27 protein-coding genes are annotated in these 25,430 nt (G+C 57.3%); 10 read left to right on the top strand and 17 right to left on the bottom strand.

The window, feature by feature from the left end; genetic code table 11:
* The 11 genes from flgJ to G5380_RS18075 all read right to left on the bottom strand — a co-directional run bounded on the left by flgJ (position 1) and on the right by G5380_RS18075 (position 9,555).
* Entirely contained in the window at positions 1–1,074 is a 1,074-nt protein-coding gene (gene flgJ / locus G5380_RS18125; RefSeq protein WP_227340837.1) for a flagellar assembly peptidoglycan hydrolase FlgJ, read from the bottom strand.
* Positions 1,075–1,117: 43 nt separating this feature from the next.
* Entirely contained in the window at positions 1,118–2,215 is a 1,098-nt protein-coding gene (locus G5380_RS18120; protein ID WP_227340838.1) for a flagellar basal body P-ring protein FlgI, read from the bottom strand.
* A gap of 8 nt (positions 2,216–2,223) precedes the next feature.
* Positions 2,224–2,895, bottom strand: coding sequence for a flagellar basal body L-ring protein FlgH (gene flgH / locus G5380_RS18115; RefSeq protein WP_421173102.1), 672 nt, complete (start codon positions 2,893–2,895; stop codon positions 2,224–2,226).
* A 14-nt stretch (positions 2,896–2,909) separates the two neighbouring features.
* The gene (flgG, locus tag G5380_RS18110; RefSeq protein ID WP_216954109.1) at positions 2,910–3,698 is read right to left on the bottom strand and encodes a flagellar basal-body rod protein FlgG; all 789 of its coding nucleotides are present in this window, start codon (positions 3,696–3,698) and stop codon (positions 2,910–2,912) included.
* A 14-nt stretch (positions 3,699–3,712) separates the two neighbouring features.
* Positions 3,713–4,459: a flagellar basal-body rod protein FlgF gene (gene flgF / locus G5380_RS18105; RefSeq protein ID WP_005344530.1), complete on the bottom strand. Its 747-nt coding sequence runs from the start codon at positions 4,457–4,459 to the stop codon at positions 3,713–3,715.
* A 137-nt stretch (positions 4,460–4,596) separates the two neighbouring features.
* Positions 4,597–5,955: a flagellar hook protein FlgE gene (gene flgE / locus G5380_RS18100; protein WP_421173084.1), complete on the bottom strand. Its 1,359-nt coding sequence runs from the start codon at positions 5,953–5,955 to the stop codon at positions 4,597–4,599.
* 10 nt (positions 5,956–5,965) lie between these two features.
* Complete coding sequence (locus G5380_RS18095) at positions 5,966–6,706, bottom strand: flagellar hook assembly protein FlgD (protein WP_216954111.1); 741 nt, start codon at positions 6,704–6,706, stop codon at positions 5,966–5,968.
* 15 nt (positions 6,707–6,721) lie between these two features.
* The gene (gene flgC / locus G5380_RS18090; RefSeq protein WP_005344527.1) at positions 6,722–7,141 is read right to left on the bottom strand and encodes a flagellar basal body rod protein FlgC; all 420 of its coding nucleotides are present in this window, start codon (positions 7,139–7,141) and stop codon (positions 6,722–6,724) included.
* Positions 7,141–7,539 (bottom strand): flagellar basal body rod protein FlgB, encoded by a 399-nt coding sequence (gene flgB / locus G5380_RS18085; protein ID WP_005344526.1) that lies wholly within the window; start codon positions 7,537–7,539, stop codon positions 7,141–7,143. The genes flgC and flgB overlap by 1 nt, the downstream gene beginning before the upstream one ends.
* Before the next feature lie 260 nt (positions 7,540–7,799).
* Entirely contained in the window at positions 7,800–8,624 is an 825-nt protein-coding gene (locus tag G5380_RS18080) for a CheR family methyltransferase (protein WP_005344525.1), read from the bottom strand.
* Between the two features lie 19 nt (positions 8,625–8,643).
* A complete protein-coding gene (locus tag G5380_RS18075) occupies positions 8,644–9,555 on the bottom strand; it encodes a chemotaxis protein CheV (RefSeq protein WP_005344523.1) in 912 nt (303 codons plus the stop codon).
* A 144-nt stretch (positions 9,556–9,699) separates the two neighbouring features.
* Between G5380_RS18075 and flgA the strand changes: the two genes are divergently transcribed.
* The 3 genes from flgA (at position 9,700) to G5380_RS18060 (ending at position 11,209) form a co-directional block, all read left to right on the top strand.
* Complete coding sequence (gene flgA, locus G5380_RS18070) at positions 9,700–10,383, top strand: flagellar basal body P-ring formation chaperone FlgA (RefSeq protein WP_216954405.1); 684 nt, start codon at positions 9,700–9,702, stop codon at positions 10,381–10,383.
* Positions 10,384–10,475: 92 nt separating this feature from the next.
* Entirely contained in the window at positions 10,476–10,796 is a 321-nt protein-coding gene (gene flgM, locus G5380_RS18065) for a flagellar biosynthesis anti-sigma factor FlgM (RefSeq protein ID WP_005344518.1), read from the top strand.
* Entirely contained in the window at positions 10,793–11,209 is a 417-nt protein-coding gene (locus tag G5380_RS18060) for a flagella synthesis protein FlgN (RefSeq protein WP_421352969.1), read from the top strand. Before flgM ends, G5380_RS18060 begins: the two co-directional genes overlap by 4 nt.
* Positions 11,210–11,245: 36 nt before the next feature.
* Here G5380_RS18060 and yfcE read toward each other — a convergent pair whose 3' ends face one another.
* Both yfcE and G5380_RS18050 read right to left on the bottom strand, forming a co-directional pair.
* Positions 11,246–11,788 (bottom strand): phosphodiesterase, encoded by a 543-nt coding sequence (gene yfcE / locus G5380_RS18055; RefSeq protein ID WP_421352968.1) that lies wholly within the window; start codon positions 11,786–11,788, stop codon positions 11,246–11,248.
* Between the two features lie 10 nt (positions 11,789–11,798).
* A complete protein-coding gene (locus G5380_RS18050) occupies positions 11,799–13,436 on the bottom strand; it encodes a peptide ABC transporter substrate-binding protein (RefSeq protein WP_421352967.1) in 1,638 nt (545 codons plus the stop codon).
* Between the two features lie 157 nt (positions 13,437–13,593).
* On the opposite strand from G5380_RS18050, the gene G5380_RS18045 reads away from it, so the two are divergent.
* Positions 13,594–14,493, top strand: a complete 900-nt coding sequence (locus G5380_RS18045; RefSeq protein WP_421352966.1) for a DMT family transporter — start codon at positions 13,594–13,596, stop codon at positions 14,491–14,493.
* Positions 14,494–14,512: 19 nt separating this feature from the next.
* Here G5380_RS18045 and rsuA read toward each other — a convergent pair whose 3' ends face one another.
* Positions 14,513–15,205 (bottom strand): 16S rRNA pseudouridine(516) synthase RsuA, encoded by a 693-nt coding sequence (gene rsuA, locus G5380_RS18040; protein WP_421208144.1) that lies wholly within the window; start codon positions 15,203–15,205, stop codon positions 14,513–14,515.
* A 168-nt stretch (positions 15,206–15,373) separates the two neighbouring features.
* Between rsuA and G5380_RS18035 the strand changes: the two genes are divergently transcribed.
* A complete protein-coding gene (locus G5380_RS18035; RefSeq protein WP_216954117.1) occupies positions 15,374–16,573 on the top strand; it encodes an HD-GYP domain-containing protein in 1,200 nt (399 codons plus the stop codon).
* An 8-nt stretch (positions 16,574–16,581) separates the two neighbouring features.
* On the opposite strand, the gene G5380_RS18030 is transcribed toward G5380_RS18035, so the two are convergent.
* Together G5380_RS18030 and fsa are read right to left on the bottom strand one after the other, a co-directional pair.
* The gene (locus G5380_RS18030) at positions 16,582–16,761 is read right to left on the bottom strand and encodes a hypothetical protein (protein ID WP_216954119.1); all 180 of its coding nucleotides are present in this window, start codon (positions 16,759–16,761) and stop codon (positions 16,582–16,584) included.
* 125 nt (positions 16,762–16,886) lie between these two features.
* A complete protein-coding gene (gene fsa / locus G5380_RS18025; protein ID WP_421352965.1) occupies positions 16,887–17,540 on the bottom strand; it encodes a fructose-6-phosphate aldolase in 654 nt (217 codons plus the stop codon).
* Between the two features lie 128 nt (positions 17,541–17,668).
* Here fsa and G5380_RS18020 point away from each other — a divergent pair, with 128 nt between their 5' ends.
* The 5 genes from G5380_RS18020 (at position 17,669) to G5380_RS18000 (ending at position 24,843) form a co-directional block, all read left to right on the top strand.
* A complete protein-coding gene (locus tag G5380_RS18020) occupies positions 17,669–18,565 on the top strand; it encodes a glycyl-radical enzyme activating protein (RefSeq protein ID WP_421352964.1) in 897 nt (298 codons plus the stop codon).
* 4 nt (positions 18,566–18,569) lie between these two features.
* A complete protein-coding gene (locus G5380_RS18015; RefSeq protein WP_421352963.1) occupies positions 18,570–21,002 on the top strand; it encodes a formate C-acetyltransferase/glycerol dehydratase family glycyl radical enzyme in 2,433 nt (810 codons plus the stop codon).
* Positions 21,003–21,096: 94 nt separating this feature from the next.
* Positions 21,097–21,843: a DNA-binding transcriptional regulator YciT gene (locus tag G5380_RS18010; RefSeq protein WP_216954124.1), complete on the top strand. Its 747-nt coding sequence runs from the start codon at positions 21,097–21,099 to the stop codon at positions 21,841–21,843.
* Between the two features lie 126 nt (positions 21,844–21,969).
* Positions 21,970–22,863 carry an EamA family transporter gene (locus tag G5380_RS18005; protein WP_421263595.1) on the top strand — a complete coding sequence of 298 codons (894 nt, stop codon included), beginning with the start codon at positions 21,970–21,972 and terminating at the stop codon, positions 22,861–22,863.
* Between the two features lie 129 nt (positions 22,864–22,992).
* The gene (locus G5380_RS18000; protein WP_421352962.1) at positions 22,993–24,843 is read left to right on the top strand and encodes an extracellular solute-binding protein; all 1,851 of its coding nucleotides are present in this window, start codon (positions 22,993–22,995) and stop codon (positions 24,841–24,843) included.
* Positions 24,844–24,937: 94 nt separating this feature from the next.
* Here G5380_RS18000 and G5380_RS17995 read toward each other — a convergent pair whose 3' ends face one another.
* Positions 24,938–25,330: a DUF2750 domain-containing protein gene (locus G5380_RS17995; RefSeq protein ID WP_005344491.1), complete on the bottom strand. Its 393-nt coding sequence runs from the start codon at positions 25,328–25,330 to the stop codon at positions 24,938–24,940.
* Positions 25,331–25,430 lie beyond the last annotated feature (100 nt).

Here is a 25,430-nt window from a genome sequence, read left to right as displayed (position 1 = left end):
TTACAGCTCCATCTCGTTGTATCGGGCAATGGCATCACTGCGCAATACCTGTTTCAGTTTTCTGGCATAGTGCGGGTCGGTGGCATAACCCGCCTGTTGCAGCGCCTCGAAGTAGCGATCCGGACTGTCCACTCTGGCCAGGGCCCCCTTGTAGCGGGAACCGGAGGTGAGAAAGTCCACATAGTCGTTGAAGCTCTCTTCAAACGAGCCATAGGAACGAAACGCCGCTTTCTGGCGGGACGCCACTCCCTCTTCATATTCCAGGGTGCTGACTACCGCCTTGGGCCCTTCCCAGCGAGGATCGGCCTTGATGCCAAACAGGTTATGGGTCATCTGCCCTTCACCATCCTTGATCACCCGTTTGCCCCAGCCGCTCTCCAATGCCGCCTGAGCGACCAGTACCGCCGGGCTTAACCCCAACTTGTCGGCCGCTTTCTTGGCCAGCGGCATCAGGCGATTAACGAACTCTTCCGGCGTATCGAACTCTTTGCCCCCACTACTGGCGGCACTGCCCTCTTCGCTGGCCATGCGTCCCATGGGCGGAATGCTGCGGTGCGGTCGACGGGGCATAGTGAGTGCGTGGCTCTCCTTGACCCCCTCGGTCATCTCTTTTTCAGCAAAATCTTTGCCAACTTTTGATGCCGAGATCAAATCAGTGGCAGCCGTCTTGGGTGGCTCGTAGGGTTTATAGACCCGTTCCGTCCGTTGCGGCATCTTGAGCACCCGGCCATCCTGATGGACAAATGTCGCCGGTGAGAGCTGCCTGGCAACCATATCAGCCAATCCAAGCCCCCCCTTGCTGGACATGTCTGCCACTCGCTGTTCATCCAGCATCCCTTCATAGAACTGGGTATAGCTGCTGTTCATCGGGTTGTCCTGAGTCAACACCCCGTTGGCCTGACGCATGCTCTGAAACAACATCTGGGTAAAGATTGACTCGAACTGGCGCGCAGCCCCCTGCAGTGCCCCGGCCTGTCCCTCTTTGCTGTGGCTCATCTGGCGCAGACGGTCCAGGTTCTTGATATCCTGCACCACCCCGAGATTCATGCCGCTGTTGGTGTCAAACTCCGCCATTTTGCTTACCTCATTGCCACCCGTGGCAATCACTTGCCGCCAGTTACAATATGACCAGTTGCCCCTCGATGGCACCTGCCTGCTGCAGCGCCTCAAGGATAGCCATCAAATCACCGGGGGCGACCCCGACCTGATTGACCGCTCGGACCAGATCGTCCAGAGTCGCACCGGTATCAAACTTGAACATCCGCCCGGGCTCCTGCTGGACATTGATGGTCGAGTTGTTGGTGACCGTGGTCTCGCCCCCTGCCAGCGGGTTGGGTTGAGAGACCTGCTGGTTTTCGGCTATGGTCACCGTCAGGCCTCCGTGGCTGATGGCCGCCGGTTTGAGCTTCACCTGACTGCCGATAACGATGGTGCCGGTGCGGGAGTTGACGATGATCTTGGCCGCCTCGTTGGCCGGGTCCACCTCCAGGTTCTCGATAGTCGCCAGATAGGAGACTCGCTGGCCCGGATCCCGCGGGGCATAGACCTTGACCGAGGTGGCATCCAGAGCCTGAGCGGTATTGGGCCCCACCAGATCGTTGACTACGTCAGCCAGCCGACGCGCAGTAGTAAAGTCGGGGCGGTTGAGGTTGAAGGTAATCGTATCTCCCTGACTAAATGAGTTGGGCACCTCTCGCTCTACGGTTGCACCATTGGCAATCCGGCCGACGGTCGGAGTATTGACCACTACCTTGGAGCCATCAGCCCCCTCGGCACCCAGCCCGCCTACCACCAGGCTGCCCTGTGCGACTGCATAGACCCGCCCATCCAGCCCTTTCAGGAAACTCTGCAGCAGCGTACCACCGCGCAGGCTCTTGGCCTCACCGATGGCAGAGACAGTGACGTCGATAGTCTGGCCCGGCTTGGCAAACGGCGGCAAATCCGCATGGATCGCCACCGGCGCCACATCCTTGATCTTGGGTTTGATGTTGTCCGGGACCTTGATGCCGAAGTTGTTGAGCATGGTGCGGAAGGTCTGCTCGGTAAAGGCGTTGTTCTTCTCGCCGGTACCTGGCAGACCCACGACCAGACCGTAACCGATCAACTGGTTGCTACGCACCCCCTCTACCGAGCTGATGTCCTTTATCCGGGCGGCATTAGCCATCCCCAAAGGCAGCAGACAGCAGAGCAGAGTAACCAAACGGAGTGACTTCATAACATCTCCTAGAGCGGCCACCAGGGACCATTGAAAAAGCTGGTAAGCCATCCCTGTTCCTGGGTATTGGCAAGATCGCCGGTACCACCATAGTAGATACGGGCATTCGCCACTTTCTGGGATGACACGCTGTTATCCGAGGTGACATCCTCCGGTCTAATCAGACCTGTGATACGGATATACTCATTGCCATTGTTGAGCATGATCCACTTCTCGCCCCGTACCAGCAGATTGCCATTGGGCAGTACCTTGGCCACACTGACCGAAATATTGCCTTGCAGGCTGTTGCTCTGATCCGCCTTGGCCTGCCCCTTGAAGGCACTGCTTTGAGCGATGGATGCGGAGAGATCATAGGGGCTGGCAGTGACAGGCACGCCCCCCAGCGTCACCGGATCCAGATTGAACTTGTTATCCTTGCCACTCTGGGTATTTGCCTTCTTCGAGGCGGAAGTGGACTCGGCCAGCTCGATGGTGATGATGTCACCCACCTTGTGCGCCTTGATATCCGAATAGATGCCATTAACCTGATCCGGCTGAAAAATAGCACCTGTCGGTCTCACCGAGACTGGCTCCGACTCCCCGTATACGGGGGAAAACTCGGGGTCATCAGGCCTGGGTGTATTGGGAGTACTGCTACACCCCCCCAACACCAGCAACCCCAGCATCCATACGCTTTTCATCATGGCTCTCCCCATTAGGTCCGCTGGATCAGGAAGGACATCATGCCATCCACCGCAGAGAGGACTTTAGAGTTCATCTCGTAGACCCGCTGAGCCTGGATCAGATTCACCAGCTCTTCGGTGACGTTAACGTTGGAGCTTTCCAGCATCCCTTGCTTCAAGACCCCCATGCCATCCGCCCCTGCAGTTCCCTGAATGGCTGCACCGCTGGACTGGGTTTCCAGAAACATGTTCTCACCCATCGGCTGCAGACCACTGGCATTGACAAAATCTGACAGGGTGATCTGTCCGACCACTTGAGAAGCACCATCCCCCTTCAGCTGTACCGAGACCTGACCATCAGTGCCGACAGTGACACTCTGGGCATTTTCCGGGATCTGGATTTCTGGCTGCAGGGGATAACCGTTACCCGGCGTCACTATGGTGCCTTCGCTGTTAAGGGTGAATTGCCCATTACGGGTATAGGCCAGGCTGCCGTCGGGCAATTGAATTTCAAAGTAGCCACGGCCACTGATCATCAGATCCAGCGAATTATCCGTAGTCTGTACGTTGCCCTGACTGTGGTTTTTCTGGGTAGCCACCACCTTGGCGCCCGCGCCAAGCATCAAGCCGGAGGGCAACTCGGTATCCGCCGACGAACGGCCGCCGGGCTGATTGATGTTTTGATAGAGCAGATCCTCGAAAATGGCCCGCGATTTCTTGAAACCAACGGTGCTGGCGTTCGCCAGGTTGTTCGAGGTGACCGAAATATTGGTCTGCTGAGCATCCAACCCGGTCTTGCTGATCCAGAGTGCAGGATTCATAGGTAACTCCTTGATTAGCTGATACGCAGCAACTGGGTTTGGGCCTCGTCATTCTCTTCGGCCGTTTTCATCATCTTGACCTGGGTTTCAAACTGTCGTTGTAACCGGATCAGGTTGGTCATCTCATCCACCACATTGACATTGCTCCCCTCCAGGGAGCCGGCGATCAGGCCAACGTTGGCAGAGGCAGGCTCATTCTGGCCATCTTTGCGCCGAAAAAGCCCATCCTGGCCCTTCTCTACCGCATCGGCGGCCGGGTTAACCAGTTTGATCCGCTGAAAATCTTCCGACAAATTCGCGGCGGCCCCTTCAGGACGGCCACTGATGGTGCCATCCCGGTTAATCTCCAGCTTCTCCATCGGCATTGGCAGCACGATGGGTTGACCACCGTCATCCACGACGTTCAAGCCGGTAGAGGTCTGCAGGTTGCCAGTCGCATTGACCTGCAGATTTCCCATACGGGTATAGGCCTCCCCCCCCTTCGGATCTTGCACCGCAATCCAGCCGGGACCATCCACCGCCACGTCAAGATCCCTCCCCGTGGTCATCAACATGCCATGCTGCAGGTTCTGGCCGGGACGTTCCGTCATGGCAAATACCCGACTGGGCAGCCCCTCACCAAAGGCCTGCATGCTGCGGGCCTGCTCGAAATCGGATTTAAAGCCGGTGGTATTGGCATTGGCGAGGTTATTACCGCGAACAGCCAGGCTGTTCATGTTCTCTTTGGCCCCGGACATGGCGATATAAAGCAGGTGATCCATGGGATTCTCCGTCAAACAGATGACTCTGACAGCAGAACTGCAATTTGGATGCCAACAGAAGGGGAATGCCACGCCATTCGACAGTAGAGAACGATAAAAAAACGGGGCACCCAAGGTGCCCCGTCGCCTGAGAGGAATTAACGGATCTGCAAGATGGTCTGCTGCAGCGAACTGTTGACCTCCAGAGAGCGGGAGTTCGCCTGGAAGTTACGCTGGGCAGTGATCAGATCAACCAGTTCGGAGGTCAAATCTACGTTGGATTGCTCCAGCGCCGACGATTTGATGGTACCGAAGGTGCCTGAATTGGGCGTTCCCGGCAAAGCATCGCCGGAGAGCAGGGATTGCCGCCAGGAAGTATCACCCACCTGGGTCAGCCCTTGCGAGTTGGCAAATTTGGCCATGGCCACCATGGCTACCTTGATGGTGGTGGCATTGCTGTAGGTTGCAGAGACAATCCCATCCGGCGTGATCTCGACCTTGGTCAAACGGCCGACAGTGGAACCATCCTGTGACAACTTGTTGACTTCAAACGGTGAGGCATATTGGGTCACAGTGCCGAAAGTGATATCTACCTGCTGGGTAGGATCCGCACCATTGGTAATAATTCCCGCTCCTGCTGCCCCCAACTGCTCCGTTTGGATGTTTGCCGGTGTGGTCGGAGTAATCATTTTACCATCGGCACCAAAGGTAATTCGGGCACCGGCAGGTGCAGGATTCAACCCTGTGGCCATTGTTGGCGTCACCCCTCCGACGATATCGACCGGCTTGTCACCTTGATAAAGATACATGCGCCAAGCTGTCGGGCTGGCTGGCTTGGTCAGGTCTGCTGGATCTGCTTCTTTGACAAAATACTGGGTGATAGTGTGAGGTTCACCGAGCGAGTCATAAATCACCACTGAGGTGGATGAGGAGTAGGTTTTGGAATCCTTAGGGTCAAAGGTGGAGGCATCCCCCGCACCATTACCTGCAGGCAGGGGCGATGCGGTGGAAGGCAAGTTGAAACTTGCATCAATCTTGCTGGTTTTGATCGGCTCACCCGCCCGATCAGGGATCTGGATCGGCTTGGTCGCATTGATACTGACCGCCTTGGGTGTGCCATCGGCGTTGATCTCGTAGCCTTGCAGATAGTGGCCCTGATTGTTGACCATATAGCTGTTTTCATTGAGCTTGAATGCACCGGCACGGGTGTAGGTGCGATCCAGGTTGGTCAAACCATCAGAGGTGACAAAGAAGCCGTTCCCCTGAATGGCCAAATCCAGTGCGTTATTGGTAAATTGCAGCGCACCCTGATGGAACTGCTGGGCAACAGCACCGGTCGCCACACCGTTACCGACCTGAGTCTTGGCATTGACAAAGATGGAGTTGGCGTAGACATCCGCAAACTCGGCACGGGACTCTTTAAAGCCCATTGTATTGACGTTCGCAATGTTGTTAGCGGTGACGTTCAAGTCTTTTTGTGCCGCGTTGACACCGCTCAAGGCATTGTTAAATGACATATCCAGCTCCTTAGATCGATGCTGTCGACGTGGTTTTTGACGGAGTAGCCGTCTGGTTTGGATTGGTGCCTGATATTTGCAGGACGGAACTCAGCAGGGTGCTCCCCAGTCCCTTCAAATTAAGCATTGTGGGATTTGTTGCATTCCCCAGGGCAACGCTGTCGACCTTGCCATAAGCGTATGTGGGAATAGTTTCTGCCTTGCCATCCACACTGCCACTGGCCTTGATCACGTATTTGCCTGGCTTGACCCGGTTGCCCGCCTTGTCAGTGCCATCCCAGGCGATCTCCACATTGCCCTTCTGTTCTCCTTCCAGGCTAAATTCCTTGATGACCTGACCCGCCTCGTCTTCAACGATAATCTTGACACCCGCGTATTGATTGGTCGTGCCAACCTGAACGACACCGGAAACAGGGCCCTCCTTGTCCAGATAGCCCACATTGCTGGGCAAGAGTACATTCTGGCCAACCAGAGAAGATGCTTGCAGAGCCTGGCTGGAGATCATCTGCTCATTGAGCTTGCCCATCTGGGTAGACAGACTGCTGATCCCCTCCGAGGTAGACATGGAAGCCATCTGGGAGAGCATCTGGGCATTGTCCACCGGCTTGAAGGGATCCTGATATGATAGTTGCATGGTCAGCAGTTTCATAAACGAAGCCTGATCCAGCTCTTTCTTCGGCGTCGTTGTGGTGCCTGTGGTCTGGGTCGTGGTACGGCCAATGCCGTTCACACTGTTTGTGGTGTCGACCATGTTGCATCCCTCCTATCAGGATTTGCCAAGCTGGAGCGTCTGCTGCAGCATCTTCTTGGCCGAATCTGCAACCTGTACATTGGTCTGGTAGCTGCGCGAGGCATTGATCATGTCAGCCATCTCTTCAACCATGTTGACGTTCGGTTTGAAGATAAAGCCATCCTTGTCCGCCATCGGGTGGTTAGGGTTGTACTCCTTGAGCAGTGGAGCCTTGCTCTCGACAATGCCCTTCACCTCAACGCCGACCGATCCCTGCTTATCTGACATGGCCTGATCGAGCTGAGCGGCAAAAATTGGCCGCCTTGCGTGGTAAGTGTTTTCCACGCTGGAGCTTACGCTGTCCGCGTTGGCCATATTGCTGGCAACCGTATTGAGACGCACGGACTGCGCACTCATGGCCGAGCCGGCAATATCAAAGACCTTGAACAAACTCATCACTGCTCTCCTTTCAGGGCTTTAAGCAGGCCACTGATCTTGCGATTCATAAATTCCAAGGAGGTTTGGTACTCCAGACTGTTGCGCAAGAACTCGCTCCGCTCCTGCTGCACATCCACCGTGTTGCCATCACCCGTATCAGGCTGCAACGGATTGCGGTATTGAACAGTACCGGGGGCATCCATATTCAAGGCAAAGTGCTTTTCACTGGTTGTTACCAGGCCAAAACCCTGTTTATGCTGGGCATCCTGCAATGCCTGTGCAAAGTTGATATCCCTTGCTTTAAAACCTGGCGTGTCCGCATTGGCAATATTGCTGGACAACACCTCGGCACGCTTGGCGCGAACACCCAGCGTGTATTGATGGATACCAAATGCCTTGTCGAATGAAAAAGCCATAGCACACCTCCTGCTTGGTATATTTTGCCTGCAAGAGATGTGCCAGACGATTTTCAAAATGCTGCGGGCCGTCGAGCCTAGCTATAAAAGCCTTTAAACGGAGTGCAAGGATCTGCTGCGCGATAGATAGGAACATGGTGCAATGCCATCACGAATTGAGCTATAAGAATGGAGCCATAAAGAGAGAAGGAGGCACTGTGCCTCCTTCTCTTATAACAATGTCACCAATCACAACTCATTGAATACCATGGGCTGCAACGTTATTTGACCTTGTAAACAATTCCGGGATTGCACCGAATCATCTCGAATCGGTCAGTCAAACCCGCCAGCGATTCCGACGCTCCCAGCATCAGGTATCCACCAGGATTGAGGCTGGATGCAAACTGGTTGAGGATTTTTGACTTCACTTCCGGTGCAAAGTAGATAAGCACGTTACGGCAAAAAATGATGTCAAATTTACCGAGCAGACTATAACTCTCCAGCAGATTGAGCGGCCGAAAGGTGGTCAATTTTCTGACTCGCTCTACCACCCGCATTTTGTTGTCACCATAGGGCTCAAAAAACATCTTCTTGCGCTCTGGCGACAATCCGCGTGCCAAAGCCAGACTGTCATATACCCCTTCCTTGCACTGATTCAGCATGGTAGTCGATATGTCTGTCCCGACAATCTGCACTCCACCGGGCAAGGTACCCGGCTTCTTCATCTGCTGCTCCAGCGCCGTCATGGCGATAGAATATGGCTCCTGTCCCGAAGATGAGGCAGCAGACCAAATCTTGACAGGGCGACCACTTTTGCCCAATTCAGGAAAAATCTTGTCGGTCAGCAGCTGGAACGGATATGTATCACGAAACCAGAGGGTCTCGTTAGTGGTCATCGCATCAACAACCGCCATTTTCAGGTCACGCTCTCGTACACTCATTGCACGGGTGACCAGTTCAGACAGACTCTCGATGCCAAACTGTGCCATCAAAGGTGAAAGACGGCTCTTCACCAGATACTGTTTGTTATCACCCAGCACGATCCCGCTCTGAACCGCAAGAAAGTTGCTGAACTGTTTGTATAAGTCATCCGAAAGTGTCTTCATGCAGCTGTTCTTCTTTAAATTAGAGTGCGTTTTGTACGGCTTTGGCCAATTCATCAGGCTGGAACTTGGCAATAAAGTTGTTTGCACCAACTTTTTGCACCATAGCCTGGTTAAATACACCACTGAGCGAGGTATGCAGAATAACATGCAAATCTTTGAGATTGGGATTATTCCGGATCTCGGCAGTGAATGTATAGCCATCCATCTCGGGCATTTCGATATCGGAAATCACCAGCGCAATCTGATCCTTGATAGGGCCATTTTTGGTCATCTCCAGCAGCATGTTCAATGCTTCGCGGCCATCTTTTGCCAGCACGCATTCAACTCCGATCGCCTCCAGCGCACGCTGTACCTGTTTGCGCGCAACCGAAGAGTCGTCAGCAACCAATACGGGACGTCCCAAGGTCGGATGCTCGACACTGGCCTCCACCAGCTCCTGGCTGACCTCAGTAGAAACCGGAGATATTTCGTTGAGAATACGTTCAACGTCGAGGATCTCGACCAACTCGCCATCAACCTCGGTAACCGCCGTCATATAGTTGATGCGACCAGCCCCCTTGGGGGGAGGAAGGATAGATTCCCAGTTCATATTGATGATGCGCTCGACCGAGTGCACCAAAAAACCCTGAATGGAGCGGTTGTACTCGGAGATGATAATGAAGCACTTGCTCAAATCTTCAATGGGGCGCTTGCCCATTGCCATGCTGAGATCGATGACCGAGATAGTCTGGCCACGAATATGAGCCACTCCGCGAATACAGGAGTTCAACTTGGGCATCACGGTCAAGGGGGGGCACTGCAACACTTCACGCACTTTGAATACGTTGATGCCAAATCTTTGACGTCCATTGAGACGAAACAACAACAATTCCAGCCGGTTTTGCCCCACTAGCTGGGTACGTTGGTTGACCGAGTCCAGGATACTGGCCATAAACACTCCCTAAAAACGCTTGGCATTAATCATGCATGCGTGATGGATTGCGTCAGACTATCGATGTGACAACAAACAGATTCTGAAGCAATCATAGTTAAATATGGTGATATGCGTGAACAACTTATCGACCGACGAGCGAAAATGATTAACCGACTTTTACTCATCAGCCTCTTTTTTGGCAGCATATCCTCGAGCCATGCCTCGGATGTCACAACCTATCTGAGAGAGCAGGCACAAGAGTTCGTTTATGGTCAACTCGATCTGCCGCTGGATGCCAGAGCAGAGGTCACTGCCGCGACCCTTGATGAGAGACTCCCGCTAACCCGTTGCGATGATCTGTTGACCATCAGCTTGCCAGCAAAAATGGAAATTCGTCGTAATACAACTGTTTACATGAAGTGTGAGGAAGAAAAACCCTGGGATGTCTACTTACCGGTAAGGGTCAGTATTCAAAAACCCTTTGTTACTGTCACCGACCCCATTGCCAAAGGGGATCTGCTGAATGAAAGCAAGCTGGTAGTGGCGTTTCAGGATCAAACCCTGATCCGTGGTGACTATCTGACCAACCCGGCCCCTTTGATTGGGGTACGCAGCAAGCGGGAGATCAAACCGGGACAGCCCATCCGCTTGAGCCAGGTTTGCGTGATATGTAAAGGGGATCAGGTCACCCTGACAGCCGAAAACAGCAACTTCCAGATCAAAACCATGGCCCGAGCCTTGCAAGATGGCAGTTTCGGAGAGATCATCAAACTCGTCAATATTCGCTCCGGCAAAACGGTGGAAGGTAAAGTCACAGCAGTCGGTGCCGCATCAGTCACTTTTTGATATCTGGAGCCTGACAATTTTTTTTCTAAAGTTTTGACCTGCCGCACCGATAAACAGGTAAGCAAATCTTAAAGCAGACGAAGGTAACTAAAATGGCCATCAACAATATCAACAACTTGGCGAATAATCGGTTGCAAAATACCGCTAATAGCCAAGGGACAGGCAGCAAGTCAGTCACCTCATCGCCCGAAAACAAAGCGACCACTGTCAAGCTGGACTCCGTCTCCTTGACCAGTGAGGCGCAACAATTGCAAAAAATGCAACAGAACCTCAATACCGCCTCAACCGGCAACGAGAGCAAGGTTGAACGACTGAAAAAAGCCGTCGCGAGTGGCGAATATCAGGTTAACAGCGACGCTGTAGCCAAGAAGATGTTCAGTTTCGAGGCCAATCTGGACAAAGTTCTGGGATGATGGACTTACCTTCGTTACTGCACACCCAAGATGATTACCTTAGCCAGATGCAAGGCATTCTGGAAGAGGAGTTCAGCTTGCTCGAGCAGCATCAGGCACTGGCCCTGCCTGCACTGACCGAGCGCAAACAGCAGTTGCTTGCTGCGATAGAAACTCTGGACAAGACACTGGCAGAGATGCCGGAACTGGCACTGCAGCTAGCAGCCTATCCCGACGAGATGGCGCAGCTTCGTGCAAAACTGGATGCCTGCCAGGCACAAAATGATATCAACGGTCGCTTGCTTGAATTGAGCATCGTCTCCAACCGTCGTCTGGCAACCTTTCTGAGTCAGTTGCGTGATCGCAACAGCCTGACCTATGACGCCAAAGGCAATACTCGCTCTGGCACCCGCTCCTACAGTATCAAGGCCTGACATCTCTTATCAGGCCTTGCATTTTTGCTCTCCGTTTTAAAGCGCGAGGCGCAACAACTCCCGCCCATCCTCACACGCGTTGACGCGCAGTACCCCATCCTCATAGCTTCCATAACTGGCTGGCAGCTCGCCGCGCGGGAAACAGATTGACCCCGGGTTCATCAATATCCGTTCCCCCTGCCACTCCAGCACAGGTACATGGGTGTGGCCGCTCATGAACAGACTACCCGCCGGTAGCTGTACCTCGTCCGGGCGATAAAGATGACCGTGGCTGACAAACCAGCGCCGCTCATCGATCAGCAACTGGTTGTAGGGGGCTGTGATGGGAAAGCGCAACAGCATCTGATCCACTTCGGAATCGCAATTGCCCCGCACCGCGATGATCTGTGGCGCAAGCTCGTTGAGCCTGTCAGCCACTGCCGCCGGGTTATACCCTTCCGGCAGAGGATTACGCGGGCCATGGTTGAGCAGATCGCCGAGCAGCAGATAGTGATCCGGCTGCCAGGAGTCAAGTTGGGTCAGCACCCGCTCCAGCGCAATGATGCTGCCGTGGATGTCGGAAATGATGGCAAGTTTCATGAAATGCTCCTCACTGCGGGCTGAAATAGAGATCCTTGGTGGCAATCGTCCCTTTCAAATTCTGGCTGGGCAGCCCTCGCAGCGCGGGATCGACCAGTCTCATCTGATTGTAATGATACACGGGGAGGATCGGCGCCTCCTCAAGCAGCAACTGTTCGGCATGCCGGTAGAGTTCAACCCGGCTCGCGCTGTCCAGCGTATTGGCTGCCTGCTCCAGCATCAGATCAAAGTCGGGATTGCAGTAGCCGCTCTCGTTGCGCAGATCTTGACAACGGAAGCTGCCCAGCATGGCTGATGGCTCCACGTAATCGCCAAACAGGAAGCTTCTGGCCACCTGGAAATCACCGCTATCCTTGGCCACCTGATAGGCGCCCCACTCCAGACTGCTGAGGGTGACCTGTACCCCCAGCTTCTGCCACATGGCGGCAATGGCCATCGCCATCTGCTTGTGGGTTTCTGCGCTGTTGTAGGTAATGCTCAGCTTGAGTGGATTCGCACTGTTATACCCGGCCGCTGACAGCAGCGCTGCCGCTTTGGCCTGGCGGGTTGGCATATCTTCAAGCGCCACAGGCAATATCACCCGGGGGTAACCCGGCATCTCCGGCAACAGCGACCATGCTGCCTGCTCATCCTGCCCGCTCACCGATCCAATGAGCTGCTGTCGATCAACCGCCATGGAGAGCGCCTGACGCACCCGCACATCCTGCAGTTCGGGGCGCTTCAGATTGAACGCATAGAGATAGGTGCCAAACAGCGGCACGCCCCAGAGCCGCTCCGGGGATCCGCGCTTCATCTTCTGGTAATAGCCGAGGGAGACCTTGTTGGTCAGCTGGATTTCACCGGCCTCATAACGCAGCCGCTCCGCATGTTGCGAGGTGATCGGCAGGTAGGTGACTCGCCCGATGCGAGTGTGGCGATCGTCCCAGTAGTGGATATTGCGTTCGGCTTCGAGTCTCTCGTTAGGCACCCAACTAGCCAAACGATACGCCCCATTGCTCACCAGCTTGCCGGGCTCGGTCCACTGTTTGCCAAACTGGGCTATCACCTGCCGATTGACCGGTACAAAGGGACGCTGACTTATTAGCTGCAAAAAATAAGGAACCGGCCGCTCCAGGGTGACTTTCAGGATCTGATCGCTTTGCGCCTCAATGCCAAGATTGTCGAGCTCCAGTGCGCCGGCATAGATGGATTGCGCATTGTTGATCCCCATGGCCAACAGCAATCCGGCAGAAGGGGAGTTGATGGCCGGATCGAGCAGACGGCGCCAGGCATAGACGAAATCAGCGGCTACCAGCGGCTCGCCATTGGACCACTTCAGTTGGGGGCGCAGGAAAAATCGCCACTCCAGCCCATCTTCACTGACCTCCCAGCGCTGTGCCTGAGCCGGGACGATATGCCCCTGGCCATCCTCACTGACCAGCCCTTCAAAAAGATCGACCAACACGGCTTCCCCCGGAAAACCGGAGCGCACCAGTGCCGGGTCAAGGGATTCCGGTTCGGCACCATTGCCTTTGACCAACATCTGCCGGTCGGCCACAGGAGGCTGCTGTACAACGGCTGTTGCATGAGCCTGTGGAACGGCCAGCGCGGCAAGCAATAGGGGGGGGAGCCAGCGTCGCGCCAGCGTGGGGAAGAAACCAGACCTCATGACAAAACCTCGAATAAAACTACTGCAGGAGGGGGAAGGCCGACGGCTCGCCTTATGAATGCCTGATGCCGCGCTTGTTATCCCCGAAAACGCCCCGTATTGTATCGGGCTTGCCCGGGAGATGGAGTCTTTCGGGAGATTTTTTTCAGGAGTTTTTATGGGTTATGAGTGGCTGGCCCTCGCCTCGGCCAGTTTATGGGCAATTGCAGCGCTGATTTCGGTCAAACCGGCCCGTCATCTCGGCGCATTTGCCTACAGCCGCTGGCGCATGTTTCTGGTCAGCCTGATGCTCGGCAGCATCAGCCTGCTCAGCGGCGGCTGGCAAACCCTCACCGCCGGCACACTTCCACTGCTCGCCCTCTCCGGACTTATCGGCATTTTTATTGGTGATACGGCGCTCTATGCCTGCATGAACAGGATGGGCCCAAGACGCAGCGGCCTGCTCTTCTCCTGTCATGCCCTCTTCTCAGCCATGCTGGGGCTCTGGTTGTTTAATGAGCCACTGACCGGATGGCGCTTGCTGGGTGCCTTGCTGGTTTTTGTCGGCGTGATGCTGGCGATCCTGTTTGGCAGGCGCAGCAACAATAACGAGTGGGAGCAGATCCGTGGCGGCCTGGGAATAGGCATCACGCTGGGTCTCACCGCTGCGCTTTGCCAGAGTCTCGGTGTGATCATCGCCAAACCTGTGATGGTGAGCGGCAATGTCGATGCCGTCAGCGCGTCCGGGGTCAGAATGGCCACCGCGTTGCTGGCACACTGCAGCTTGCAACTGGCAGGAATGCCTATCGCACGTCCGTTAAACCCTATCAACCGTAGGGTCCTAGCTATGATCATCGCTAATGGCTTCCTGGCGATGACGCTAGGCATGACGCTGATCCTGATTGCGTTACGGCAGGGCGAGGTTGGCATGGTGGCCATTCTCTCCTCCACCACGCCGGTACTGCTGCTGCCACTGTTGTGGTGGCACTCGGGGGAGCGGCCATCCATTGCCGCCTGGGTGGGGGCACTGATTGCCACCCTGGGTACGGCACTGGTGCTGGGTTTCAGCACTCACTGACACCCGGCAACAAGCTTGATCAGAACAGGGCGATCTCGTCAACGGTCAGCTCACGGTATTCACCGAGAGCAAGCGTCTCATCCAGCGTCAGGCCGCCAATCCGCTCGCGATGCAAGCCAACGACCTTGTTACCGATGGAGGCAAACATCCGCTTGACCTGATGGTACTTGCCTTCGTGAATTGTCAGCCTGGCCTCGCACTCACCGAGAATTTCCAGCTGGGCTGGACGGGTTTTATCGGTCTCGTTGCGCAGGTAGACCCCTTCGGCGAACAACTCGATTGCATCCGGGCTCACCGGGTCGGCCAGCCAGACGTGATAGGTTTTGGCACATTCGCGACGCGGCGAGGTGATGCGATGGGACCATTGACCATCGTCGGTCACCAACACCAGTCCGGTGGTATCGAGGTCAAGGCGCCCCACCACGTGCAGCTTGCCCATCGCCGGCTCATCCATCAGGAAGAAAACGGTCGGGTGATCCGGATCCTCGTTGGAGCAGACATACCCTTCCGGTTTGTGCAGCATGAAATAACGGTTGCGCTGCTCCAGCGTCAGCAGCACGCCGTCAAACTCGATCTGGCTCTGCTCATTGATATGAAAGGCAGGCTGCTTGACCACAATGCCATCCACCATGACCTCACCCTGACGGATCAGTTTGCCTGCCAGCGAGCGGGTCAAATCGGAACAATCGCACAGAAATTTATCAAGCCGCATTCACAACCTCGGAGTCCAACAAGTAAAGGGGCGTCATTATATCGGGCGGGGGCGACAACGCCACTGTTAAGGGGTTGCCAATTATGACGAACTGGTCATCCGATGTTACACTTCTCCGGTGTGACCCATCCGAACGATACTCATAATAATAAGAGTCAGGAAGCCCTCATGAAGTCTCAAGCATCCTATCCCGTCATTCCCGTCAACCAGCTGAAACCCGGCATGTATGTCATTGCTATCGCCAGCCAGACAGGTGGGATGGAGATCGCCCAGATGGGCTTGGTGACCAGCGTGGCGCAAATTGCCAATCTGGTGCGTCAGGGGGTGCTCACGGTACGCATCGATCTGGCCCGCAGCAAGCTGGGCAGTGCCGAGAGTGACGCCGTTACCTCCCCCGATCTCAATGCCAACAGCGCCCAGGTAGGGCGCCGGGCCAGTGCCAACGGCGAAGGACGGGAGCTTAAAATCCGCCGCCTCTATCAGGAAGCGCGCGAGCTGCAAGGCAAGTTCATTCGTCACCTCAAAGCGGGTGAACCCATCGACATCACCCCGCTGGCCGAAGTCGCCGAAGAGATGGTGGACACCATGTTCACCCACGGCGATGCCATGCTCTGTCTGGCCCGTATTCGCGCCAAGGATGCCTACCTGATGGAGCACTCCATGAACGTGGCCATTCTGCTGGCCAACTTCGGCCGTTATCTGGGGCTGGAGCGCAGCGTGCTCAAGGAGTTGACTCTGGGAGGGCTGTTGCACGACGTGGGCAAGATCATGACGCCGGACGAGGTGCTCAACAAACCGGGCAAGCTGACCGACGAGGAGTTTGCCATCATGCGCCAGCATGTGGTGCATAGCTACGACATTCTCCGCAATACCCCCGGCATCACCCCAACCATGCTGGAAGTAGCCGCCAACCACCACGAGCGGCTCGATGGTACTGGCTACCCGCAGCGGCTGAAGGGGGATGAACTCTCCCTCTATACCCGCATGAGCGGTATTGTCGATGTCTATGACGCAGTAACTGCCGACAGAGTCTACAAGGCTGGCATGCAACCCACCCAGGCCTTTCGCATTCTGCTAAAGGGAGTCAACCAGCACTTCGATGCCGAACTGGTCACCAAGTTCATCAAATGCATGGGGGTCTATCCGGTGGGAACGCTGGTACAGCTTTCAAACCAGCGGTTGGCCATCGTGATGCAGCGCAACGAGCAGCAGCCGCTCAAGCCGGTGGTCAAGGTGATCTATCACGCTTCCCAGCGCCACTACCTCGATGTGCAGTGGCTGGATCTGGCCAGATCGAGTGTGAAGGAGAGCATCGAGTGCACGGTCGACCCCAAAGAGTTTGGCATCAACCTCACCAACTTCTTCTAACTCTGTCCTCACGACTGGCGCTGGCTATCGAGCCAGTGCCGGATCAGAAACTCCTCATCCAGCGGCGAGAGATCGAAACGCAGGCTGGCCTCTTCGATGGCGGCGATATCGTACTGGTGGTGCTCACTGAGCCAGCGCACCGCACGTCGCAGATCTTCACCATGGGGGAGCAGCAGATGGTCGCTCATGGGATACCTCCGGTAGATCGCAAGGCAGCCAGCGCATCTGACTGCCTATTACAAGTCTAGTCGGTCAATCCCAATCCCCTCCTGCGTCTCCTCACCCTCCCCCATCTGTCACTGCAATCAGGCAATCAGCGACCGAAGGCGCGCTGCCAATCCTGATCAAACTTCGTCAATGCCGCATCCACCGCCGGCACGTTCAGCAACTGCTCGGCCACATCGAGCGGCAATGTGATGGATTGGCAACCGGCCAGCAGGCAGTCGAGCGCCTGGCGCGGGGTACGGAACGATGCCGCCAGCACCTTGCTGTTCGGCGCGTGCAGCGCAAGCAGCTGTTGCAGCTCCTGCACGGTGGCGATGCCGTCACCCCCCTGGGCATCCAGCCGGTTGACGTAGGGCGCCACGTACTCTGCCCCCGCCACCGCCGCCAGCCAACCCTGCAGCGGGGTATAGACAGCGGTGCCCAAAGTCGGCACACCGTTGGCGGTCAGGCTCTTGATGGCCGCCAGCCCCTCTGCGCATACCGGGATTTTGATCACCAGATCCGGGTCCAGCTCACGCAGGGCGAACGCCTCGCGCACCATCTCGGTTTCAGTTTTGGCCATCACCTGGGCAAACAGGCGCGCCTTGGGCCCCAGCACATCGCGCAAGGCGGGCAGCAGCTCACAGAGCGGCAATCCCCCGGCGGCGGTAATGGAAGGATTGGTGGTGACACCGGCCAACGGCAGGATCCGTGACCAGCGACGCACTGCCGCCACATCGGCGGTATCGAGATACAGCTCCATCTCTAACTCCTTAACGGGATGTTCAATATATCACCATTCTAGCGATAAAACATCTGCAAATAGCTTGATCGAAATCAAATCAACTTTCGAATGAAAGCAAATAAAATGCGTATACAAAAGGAGGCGGTATGATTTTCGACCTGCAACGATATTCAACTCACGACGGCCCCGGCATTCGCACCCTGGTGTTTCTCAAGGGGTGCTCGCTGGCCTGTCGGTGGTGTCAAAACCCGGAAAGCCGCTCTCCCAAGCCGGACATACTACTCGACCGGCGCCAGTGCATCGAGGGATGCCAGCTCTGCAGCCAGGCTTGTCCGGCAATCTTGCGTGACAGCGATGGCATCCAGCTCAGGCGTTCTGCCCTCAAGGCCGATGATATGGAACGGCTGCGCGGCCTCTGTCCGAGCGAAGCGCTGCAGGTGTGCGGCCGGGATGAAACGCTGGACACCCTGATGGACACCATCCTGCGGGATCGCCCCTTCTTTGAGCACAGCGGCGGTGGCGTCACCCTCTCCGGTGGCGAGCCGTTTATGCAGCCCGACTTTGCCGCGTCCCTGCTGGCCCGCTGCAAGGCCGAAGGGCTGCACACCGCGGTCGAGAGCTGCCTGCATGTGCCCTGGCATCAGATTGAGCCAAGCCTCCCCTCACTGGATCTGGTGCTGGCGGATCTCAAACACGTTGATAAAGAACGCTTCTTCCACTGGACCCGCGGCAAGGTGGAGCTGCCCATCGCTAACCTCAAACGCCTCGCCGAGCACGGCGTGCCGATGCAGATCCGGGTGCCGCTCATTCCCGGCTTCAATGCCGACCGCGCATCGATCAGCGCCATCACCGACACCGCTGCCAGCCTCGGCACGGTACAGGAGATCCACTTCCTCCCCTACCACACCCTGGGGATGGGCAAATATGCCCTGCTGGATCTGCCCTATCAGGCGCCAGAGACACCGCTCGAGGACCCCGATTTACTCCACTTTGCCCATGCATACGCCCAACGTCAGGGGCTGACCCCTGTGACCAGAGGATAAGATCATGACCCAGCTCGACCTCAATACCCTCAGCCCGCGGATCCGCGCCCACAAAGAGAGCCTGATCCACATCGTTCAGCCGCCGGTCTGCACCGAGCGTGCCCGCCACTACACCGAGGCCTATCAGGCTCATCTCGCCCGGCCGCTGCCGGTGCGCCGCGCCCTGGCGCTGGCTCATCACCTCAAGGAGCGCACCATCTGGATCAAGCACGACGAGCTGATCGTCGGCAATCAGGCCAGTCAGGTACGGGCGGCGCCGCTCTTTCCCGAATACACGGTGAGCTGGATTGAGAAGGAGGTCGACGAGCTGGCAGACCGTCCCGGCGCCGGTTTTGCAGTCAGCGAAACCGACAAGGAGATCATCCACGCCCTCACCCCCTTCTGGCGCGGCCAGACGGTGCAGGATCGCTGCTTCGGCCTCTTTACCGACGAGCAAAAAGCGCTGCTGGAGAGCGGCATCATCAAGGCCGAGGGCAACATGACCTCGGGGGATGCCCACCTCGCGGTCAACTATGAGGAGCTGCTCACGCTGGGTCTCGATGGCTTCAAGGCCAAGGTGGCCGAGCGCCGCAGTCGGCTGGATTTGGCGGATTGGGCCGATCTGCAGCGCGAGCAGTTCCTGCACGCCGTCGCCATCACTCTGGATGCGGTCAGCGCTCACATCGGGCGCTACGCTGCCTTTGCCCGTGACATGGCAGCACAAGAATCTCGCCCCGAGCGCCGAAACGAGCTTGAGACCATCGCGCTCAACTGCGCCCACATCGCCCACCAGTCCCCCGAGACCTTTTGGCAGGCACTGCAGCTCTGCTACTTTATCCAGCTCATCCTGCAGATCGAATCCAATGGCCACTCGGTGTCGTTCGGCCGGATGGATCAATATCTCTACCCCTGGTATCGCCGCGAGGTGGAATTGTCGGAATCCCTGCCACGGACGCGCGCCATCGAGCTGCTTCAAGGGTGCTGGCTCAAGTTGCTGGAGGTGAACAAGATCCGCTCCGGCACCCACTCCAAAGCCTCCGCCGGCAACCCGCTCTATCAGAACGTCACCATCGGCGGCCAGAACTGGCGGGATGGCAGTGCCCATGACGCGATCAATGGCCTCTCCTACGCGATTCTGGAGTCCTGCGGCCAGCTGCGATCCACCCAACCCAACCTCTCGGTGCGCTACCATGCCGGGATGAGCGAGGATTTCCTCGACGCCTGCATTCAGGTGATCCGCTGCGGCTTTGGCATGCCCGCCTTCAACAACGACGAAGTGGTGATCCCCGAGTTCATCAAGCTCGGGGTGAGCGTGGAGGATGCCCACCACTACGCCGCCATCGGCTGCATCGAGACCGCCGTGCCCGGCAAGTGGGGCTACCGCTGCACCGGCATGAGCTTTATCAACTTCGCCCGCATCCTGCTGGCCTCCCTTGATGGTGGCCGCGATGCCACCACCGGCAAGGTCTTCCTGCCCCAATCCCAGTCGCTGCGGGAAGGGACCTTTGGCAACTTTGACGAGGTGATGGCCCGTTGGGATGAGCAGGTGCGCTACTTCACCCGCAAATCCATCGAGATCGACTGCGTGGTCGACAGCGTGCTGGAGGCTCAAGCCCATGACATCCTCTGCAGCGCCCTGGTGGATGACTGCATCGAGCGCGGCAAGACCATCAAGGAGGGGGGCGCCGTCTATGACTGGGTCTCAGGTCTGCAGGTGGGGATCGCCAACCTTGGTAACAGCCTGGCTGCCCTAAAGAAACTGGTGTTCGAACAGGGGATAGTGGATCAGCAAGAGCTGGCCGAAGCACTCGAGCAAGATTTTTCAGGACTGGCGGGGGAGCAGCTGCGCCAGCGCCTCACCAATGCCGCCCCCAAATATGGCAACGATCTGGATGAGGTAGACATGCTGCTGGTAAAGGCTTACCAGAGCTACATCGACGAGCTCAAGGGGCTGCACAACACCCGCTTCGGCCGCGGCCCCATCGGCGGCACCTACTATGCCGGCACCTCCTCCATCTCGGCCAACGTCCCCTTCGGTGCCGCCACCATGGCCACCCCGGATGGCCGCCACGCCCGCACGCCGCTGGCGGAAGGGGCCAGCCCCTCGTCGGGTTCGGATCGTCTCGGCCCGACGGCGGTGTTCAACTCCATCGGCAAGCTGCCCACGGCGGCCATCCTCGGCGGGGTGCTGCTCAACCAGAAGCTGAGTCCGGCGAGCCTTGAGAACGAGCGGGACAAGGCCAAGCTGATGAGCCTGCTGCGCACCTTCTTCGAGGTGCACAAGGGGTGGCACGTGCAGTACAACATCGTCTCGCGGGAAACCCTGCTGGCAGCCAAGGCCAATCCGGATCAATACCGGGATCTGGTGGTACGGGTGGCGGGCTATTCAGCCTTCTTCACCGCCTTATCCCCGGATGCGCAAGATGATATCATCGCCCGCACCGAGCACAGTCTCTGACGGGGCGCTCCCCATGGCGCCTGTGACGTCATATGATTGGCAAGCCACCCTCGGGTGGCTTTCCGCTATCCACCACCTTGCATGCGAGCGCACCATGAATCCACGCCACCAACTGATCCTCACTCTGGTCCATCAGGCTCGCAAGATGAGCGTGAGTGAACTCTCCCGACACACAGGTGTGTCTGAGGTGACGGTGCGCAACGACCTCACCGCGCTGGAGAAACAGGGACTGCTCAGACGGGTACACGGCTCGGCCATGGCGCTGGAGACCGATGACCCCGATGCCCGGATGAACATCAACTACCTGCTCAAGGAGCGCCTCGCCGAGCGGGCCGCCCAGCTGGTGGAAGATGGCGAGACGGTCTTTATCGAAGGGGGCAGTGCCAACGCCATGCTGGCGCGCCATCTGGCCCTGCACAAACGGGTCACCATCATCACCATCAGCAGCTATATCGCCCATCTGCTCAAAGATACCCCGGCTCAGGTGGTGCTGCTCGGCGGGCTGTTCCAGCATCAGAGCGAGAGCGTGGTGGGGCCGCTCACGCGCCTCTGCATCGAGCAGGTGCACTTCTCCAAGGCCTTTATCGGGGTCGACGGTTTTCATCCCGAGATGGGCTTTACCGGCCGCGACATGATGCGGGCCGACGTGGTCAACAGCGTGCTGGCCAAGGGGATGACCAATGTGGTGATCACCGACAGCAGCAAATTTGGCGCCATCCACCCGAGCCAGCTTGGCGCGCCGGGCCAGATCAACGTGCTGGTTACCGACGATGCCCTGCCCGCCCCCATGCGGGCCACCCTGGCCGCACGCGGCATCACAGTGCACTGCGTCTCTGCCTGAATCGCACCTGGCCCCCGTTGCCGGGTTGCTCCCCCGCCGGTCGGCTTGACGGCGCCCACCCTGGCGGGGGTATGCTCGTCCTCTTTTGGCCTCTCATGGCAGAGGCCACAGACCGAAGGACACCGCATGCACACCAAAGACAAGTTTCTGGCCGCTCTGGTCATCCTCTGCTGGGGGCTTAACTTCGTGGCCATCAAGTGGGGGCTGGAGGGGATCCCCCCACTGCTGCTGGGTGCGCTGCGCTTTATCGGCGTGGTCTTCCCCGCCATCTTGCTGGTACCCAAACCTGCCATGCCCTGGCGCTGGCTGCTGGCCTATGGCGGCGCCATCAGCCTCGGTCAATTCGCATTTTTGTTCAGTGCCATGAAATTCGGCATGCCCGCAGGTATGGCCTCGCTGGTGCTGCAATCCCAGGTGGTATTCACCCTGCTTTTTGCAATGATCTGGCTGGGGGAGCGCTGGCAATCCCACCACTGGGTGGCGCTGCCCTTGGCGGGATTCGGCCTCTATCTCATCGCCACTCACGGTGAAGGCAACCTGACCCTGTTAGGGTTTGTCCTGACGCTGTGTGCCGCCGCCTGTTGGGGCCTTGGCAACGTCATCAATCGCCAGATTGGTCTGCGCTACCAGACCACGCTGCCGAGCCTGATCGCCTGGGGCGGTCTGGTGCCCATCCTGCCATTTTTCGCCCTCTCCTGGCTGTTCGAAGGGCCGGAGCTGATGGCCAGCAGCCTGCGCGACTTCAGCTGGCAGGGATTGCTGTGCGTGCTCTATCTCTCGTATGTCGCGACCTGGCTGGGTTACGGCCTGTGGGGACGACTGCTGATGCGCTATCCGGTGGCGCAGGTGGCACCGCTCTCCCTGCTGATCCCCTGTGTCGGCATGGTCACGGCAGCGCTGCTGCTCGATGAACATCCAACACCCTTGCAGTGGCTGGGCTCAGCTCTGGTGCTGCTCGGCTTTGTGGTCCATCTGCTGGGTAGCCGACTGCGCTGGTTCAAACCACAGAGAGCGACATGATGAGCGCCTGCCCATTTACGCTATTTCATTGACCTGACAGGATAAAATTTCCATGATGAGCCAGTCCCCATCGGGACTGACATCACCAGTGTGTGATCTGCAGGAAGCAGACTTCAGGAGAGCAAGGACATGCCATCGACCATCATCGCCGGGGAGCGCCGACTCTCCCCTATCATTCGCGCCACCGCCATCACCCTGACCCTGTGCTGGAGCCCGTTTGGCTGGAGTGCCACGCTGCCCGCTGACTTGAAGTGGGAGAGCAACAACCAGGATCCTCTCTATGCCGATCCGGCCGCCAAGCGCGGCGGCACCTTTCGCACCTTTATGACCAGCTTCCCCCTGACCCTGCGCAAATATGGCCCCGACTCCAACGGCGGCTTTGCCGGTTACGTGCGGGAAACCAACCTGCCACTGCTGAGCACTCATCCCGTCACCGGCAACCCCATGCCGATGCTGGCAAACGAGTGGGCCTTCGGCGCCGACAACAAGACCCTCTATTTTCGCATCAATCCCAAGGCACGCTGGTCAGATGGCCAACCGGTCACCGCCGATGACTGGCTCTTTACCCTCAAGATGATGCGCAGCAAGGAGATCAACGACCCCTGGTACAACAACTACTACAGCACCCAGATAGCAGACATAACCAAGTTTGATGATCACACCCTGGCCATCACCAGCGGCACCGAAAAGAGCCGCCAGGATCTGCTCGAATCGCTGCCCATCAGCCCGGAGCCGAGCCACGCCATCAAGCTCACCGCCAACTGGGTCAAGGAGTACAACTGGAAGGTGTTGCCGGTCACCGGTCCCTATCAGATCGATCAGGTGAAAAAGGGCAAATCGGTCACCTTCAAGCGGATTGAAAACTGGTGGGGGGATGACGAGCGCTACTTCCAGCATCGCTTCAATCCTGCGCGGATCGAGATCAAGGTGCTCAGGGCTCTGAACATCGCCTGGCAGCACTTCCTGCGCGGCGATCTCGACAGCTTCCCGCTGGTGATCCCCAACTGGTGGCACGACAAGACCAACACCGCCGAGTTCGAGAAGGGGTATATCGAGCGGCGCTGGTTCTACAACCAGACCCCGCAACCGCCGATGGGGCTCTATCTCAACACCGCCGATCCGCTGCTGCGCAATCTCGATGTTCGCCTCGGCATCCAGCATGCCCTCAATTTCGACAGAATGCTCGCTACCCTACTGCGGGGGGATTACCAACGCCTCAACAGCTATGGCTCAGGTCAGGGGGAGTTTACCAACAGCGAGATCAAGGCCCGTCCGTTCGATCCCCAACTGGCACGGGAATACTTTGCCAAGGCAGGCTTTAACAAAGTGGGGCCGCAGGGGATTTTGCAAAACGACAAGGGGCAGTCACTGACCCTCGCCATCACCTACACCACCGCAGAGCACGCCCAGCGGCTCACACTGCTGCGGGAAGAGGCCAAAAAGGCGGGGCTTAATCTGGAGCTCAACCTGATGGATGCATCGGCCGGTTTCAAATCGATGCTGGAGAAAAAGCACCAGAGCGCCTGGATGGCCTGGGCGGGTAGCCGCTATCCCGCCTATTGGGAGTTCTTCCACAAGGTCAACGCCAACAAGCCCCAGACCAACAACATCATGAACATCGATGACGACGCCATCACAGCCTTGGTGGAGCAGTATGACAAGGAGTTCGACTTTGCCAAAAAAGCGGCCCTGTCACGGCAGATCCAGCAGCGGCTCTATGAGCTGGCCAGCTTCGTGCCTGCATATCAGGTGCCCTACACCCGGGAAGGGGCATGGCGCTGGGTCAAACTGCCAAAAGTACCAGCAACGCCCAAGAGCGAGCAGCTCTATTGGCCACTCGGTGGCGACAACAGCGGTTACAGCTATGGCGGTCTGCTGTGGATCGATGAAGAGCTAAAATCCGAGACCAGGGCAGCCATCAAGAGTGGCAAGACTTTCCCGGCCGAGCCCATCATCGACACCACCTATCGCCAGCCCTGATAGCGACAACTCATTTGGCAAACAGACCTAAAACAAAGACCCCGCCAGATAGCGGGGTCTTTGTTGGCAACCGATGTTGCAAATAGCTCGGTGATCAGCCGCGCTTGGCCTGCTTCTGGGCGATGGCATCAGCCACATCGGCCGGCTCCAGCACGATACCTTCCTGATCCGGAGTCGGGAACACGGCTACACAGAGTTCATCCTGCTCCATGCCGTCAATCCACCGCTCCAGCCACACCTTGAGGGTGATGGACTGTGGTTTGCAATCTGCCCACTCACCTTCGGCCCACGCCTTGGCGTACTCCGGGTGCGGCCATACCGGGATGCAATCTTCATCGTCGGTGGTCAGCATCATGACGCCATGCTCGTCAGTCAGGACGAACAGCTCTTCATGCTCGACCAGCTTGCTGATGAAGTGATCGTAACGGTAGTCAGCGTTCAGTTGCAGCGCGGCATTGCGCTCGGTGTCGCTCAGTTCATAGCTCATTGGCCAAGTCTCTCTCTCGATAAAGGGCGCCATGTTCACATCTTGTGGTCAGCTTGTCCAGCTTGCCGCCTCCTGACTCCCGTCGGGGAAACAGCAACGC

Source organism: Aeromonas sp. 604443 (genome assembly GCF_049170315.1).
Classification (GTDB): domain Bacteria; phylum Pseudomonadota; class Gammaproteobacteria; order Enterobacterales; family Aeromonadaceae; genus Aeromonas; species Aeromonas veronii_A.
This window is presented reverse-complemented; position numbering and strand designations above follow the sequence as displayed.

Excerpts from the sequence above, each read along its gene's own strand:
- G5380_RS18095 (WP_216954111.1), bottom strand. The coding sequence starts at position 6,706 with ATGGTCGACACCACAAACAGTGTGAACGGCATTGGCCGTACCACGACC.
- G5380_RS18000 (WP_421352962.1), top strand. The coding sequence starts at position 22,993 with ATGCCATCGACCATCATCGCCGGGGAGCGCCGACTCTCCCCTATCATT.
- G5380_RS18010 (WP_216954124.1), top strand. The coding sequence starts at position 21,097 with ATGAATCCACGCCACCAACTGATCCTCACTCTGGTCCATCAGGCTCGC.
- G5380_RS18075 (WP_005344523.1), bottom strand. The coding sequence starts at position 9,555 with ATGGCCAGTATCCTGGACTCGGTCAACCAACGTACCCAGCTAGTGGGG.
- rsuA (WP_421208144.1), bottom strand. The coding sequence starts at position 15,205 with ATGCGGCTTGATAAATTTCTGTGCGATTGTTCCGATTTGACCCGCTCG.
- G5380_RS18035 (WP_216954117.1), top strand. The coding sequence starts at position 15,374 with ATGAAGTCTCAAGCATCCTATCCCGTCATTCCCGTCAACCAGCTGAAA.
- G5380_RS18030 (WP_216954119.1), bottom strand. The coding sequence starts at position 16,761 with ATGAGCGACCATCTGCTGCTCCCCCATGGTGAAGATCTGCGACGTGCG.
- G5380_RS18080 (WP_005344525.1), bottom strand. The coding sequence starts at position 8,624 with ATGAAGACACTTTCGGATGACTTATACAAACAGTTCAGCAACTTTCTT.
- G5380_RS18015 (WP_421352963.1), top strand. The coding sequence starts at position 18,570 with ATGACCCAGCTCGACCTCAATACCCTCAGCCCGCGGATCCGCGCCCAC.
- G5380_RS18120 (WP_227340838.1), bottom strand. The coding sequence starts at position 2,215 with ATGAAGTCACTCCGTTTGGTTACTCTGCTCTGCTGTCTGCTGCCTTTG.
- flgB (WP_005344526.1), bottom strand. The coding sequence starts at position 7,539 with ATGGCTTTTTCATTCGACAAGGCATTTGGTATCCATCAATACACGCTG.
- G5380_RS18045 (WP_421352966.1), top strand. The coding sequence starts at position 13,594 with ATGGGTTATGAGTGGCTGGCCCTCGCCTCGGCCAGTTTATGGGCAATT.
- flgF (WP_005344530.1), bottom strand. The coding sequence starts at position 4,459 with ATGGATCACCTGCTTTATATCGCCATGTCCGGGGCCAAAGAGAACATG.
- G5380_RS18020 (WP_421352964.1), top strand. The coding sequence starts at position 17,669 with ATGATTTTCGACCTGCAACGATATTCAACTCACGACGGCCCCGGCATT.
- G5380_RS18060 (WP_421352969.1), top strand. The coding sequence starts at position 10,793 with ATGATGGACTTACCTTCGTTACTGCACACCCAAGATGATTACCTTAGC.
- yfcE (WP_421352968.1), bottom strand. The coding sequence starts at position 11,788 with ATGAAACTTGCCATCATTTCCGACATCCACGGCAGCATCATTGCGCTG.
- flgM (WP_005344518.1), top strand. The coding sequence starts at position 10,476 with ATGGCCATCAACAATATCAACAACTTGGCGAATAATCGGTTGCAAAAT.
- flgE (WP_421173084.1), bottom strand. The coding sequence starts at position 5,955 with ATGTCATTTAACAATGCCTTGAGCGGTGTCAACGCGGCACAAAAAGAC.
- G5380_RS18005 (WP_421263595.1), top strand. The coding sequence starts at position 21,970 with ATGCACACCAAAGACAAGTTTCTGGCCGCTCTGGTCATCCTCTGCTGG.
- flgJ (WP_227340837.1), bottom strand. The coding sequence starts at position 1,074 with ATGGCGGAGTTTGACACCAACAGCGGCATGAATCTCGGGGTGGTGCAG.
- fsa (WP_421352965.1), bottom strand. The coding sequence starts at position 17,540 with ATGGAGCTGTATCTCGATACCGCCGATGTGGCGGCAGTGCGTCGCTGG.
- flgA (WP_216954405.1), top strand. The coding sequence starts at position 9,700 with ATGATTAACCGACTTTTACTCATCAGCCTCTTTTTTGGCAGCATATCC.
- flgG (WP_216954109.1), bottom strand. The coding sequence starts at position 3,698 with ATGAATCCTGCACTCTGGATCAGCAAGACCGGGTTGGATGCTCAGCAG.
- flgH (WP_421173102.1), bottom strand. The coding sequence starts at position 2,895 with ATGAAAAGCGTATGGATGCTGGGGTTGCTGGTGTTGGGGGGGTGTAGC.
- G5380_RS18050 (WP_421352967.1), bottom strand. The coding sequence starts at position 13,436 with ATGAGGTCTGGTTTCTTCCCCACGCTGGCGCGACGCTGGCTCCCCCCC.
- G5380_RS17995 (WP_005344491.1), bottom strand. The coding sequence starts at position 25,330 with ATGAGCTATGAACTGAGCGACACCGAGCGCAATGCCGCGCTGCAACTG.
- flgC (WP_005344527.1), bottom strand. The coding sequence starts at position 7,141 with ATGAGTTTGTTCAAGGTCTTTGATATTGCCGGCTCGGCCATGAGTGCG.